The sequence below is a fragment of the Pseudomonas sp. A39 genome (assembly GCF_058145955.1).
In genome coordinates, this window is record NZ_JBYVMD010000102.1 from 1911 (window position 1) to 3189 (window position 1279).

Genomic DNA, 1279 nt, shown 5'->3' on the forward strand with positions numbered 1-1279 from the left:
GGCGTGGTCAGCCGGATTCTGGTGAAGGAGGGCGAGCATGTGAAACAGGGCCAGCCGCTGTTTCGCCTCGACCAGACCCAGCACCAGGCCGACGTGCAGTCCCTGCAGGCCCAGTACCGCATGGCTTGGGCCAGTGTGGCGCGCTGGCAGAGCGAGCGTGACAACCACGCCAGCATCCGCTTTCCCGCTGAGCTGAGCGCCAATCCCGACCCGGCCCTGGCGTTGGTGCTGGAAGGCCAGCGCCAACTGTTCAGCAGCCGTCGCGAAGCCTTTGCCCGTGAGCAGGCCGGCATCCGTGCCAACATCGACGGTGCCTCCGCGCAATTGGGTGGCATGCGCCGTGCGCGCAGCGACCTGACCGCCCAGGCCCAATCCCTGCGCGACCAACTGAGCAACCTGCAACCCTTGGCCGACAACGGCTACATCCCACGCAACCGGTCGATGGAGTACCAGCGGCAGTTGTCCCAGGTGCAACAGGACCTGGCGCAGAACACCGGTGAAAGTGGCCGCGTCGAGCAGGGCATCCTCGAATCGCGGCTGAAATTGCAGCAGCACAGCGAGGAATACCAGAAGGAAGTCCGCAGCCAGTTGGCCGACGCGCAACTGCGCAGCCTGACCCTGGAGCAGCAACTCACCTCAGCCGGGTTTGACCTGCAACACAGCGAAATCAACGCCCCGGCGGATGGCATCGCGGTCAATCTCAGCGTGCACACCGAGGGCGCGGTGGTGCGCGCCGGTGAAACCCTGCTGGAAATCGTGCCCCAAGGCACACGCCTGGAAGTCGAAGGGCATTTACCGGTGCACCTGGTGGACAAGGTCGGCACGCACTTGCCAGTCGATATCCTCTTCACCGCCTTCAACCAAAGCCGCACACCCCGCGTGCCGGGGGAGGTCAGCCTGATTTCCGCCGACCAGATGCTCGATGAAAAAACCGGCGCGCCCTATTACGTGCTGCGCACGACGGTCAGCGACGCCGCGCTGGAAAAACTCCACGGCCTGGTGATCAAGCCGGGCATGCCCGCCGAGATGTTCGTGCGCACCGGCGAGCGCTCCTTGCTCAATTACCTGTTCAAGCCGCTGCTCGACCGCGCCGGCTCGGCGTTGACCGAGGAATGAACATGAAGCACGTGTTTATCGCCTTGCTGTTGACCTGCGCCAATGCCCAGGCCGCCATGGGCCCGTTCGATGTGTACGAACAGGCCTTGCGTAACGACCCGGTATTCCTCGGCGCCCTCAAGGAACGCGACGCCGGCCTGGAAAACCGCGCCATCGGCCGCGC

The 1279-nt window shown here is 64.7% G+C and carries 1 protein-coding gene and 1 pseudogene; both read left to right on the top strand.

The genetic code is table 11. The features are described from left to right. On the top strand, nt 1-1116 hold a 1116-nt coding region (locus AC3ZU9_RS31290; protein ID WP_490091781.1), incomplete at its 5' end, for an HlyD family type I secretion periplasmic adaptor subunit. A 2-nt stretch (nt 1117-1118) separates the two neighbouring features. Continuing rightward, nucleotides 1119-1279, top strand: a pseudogene (locus AC3ZU9_RS31295) (peptidase); the annotation flags it as partial.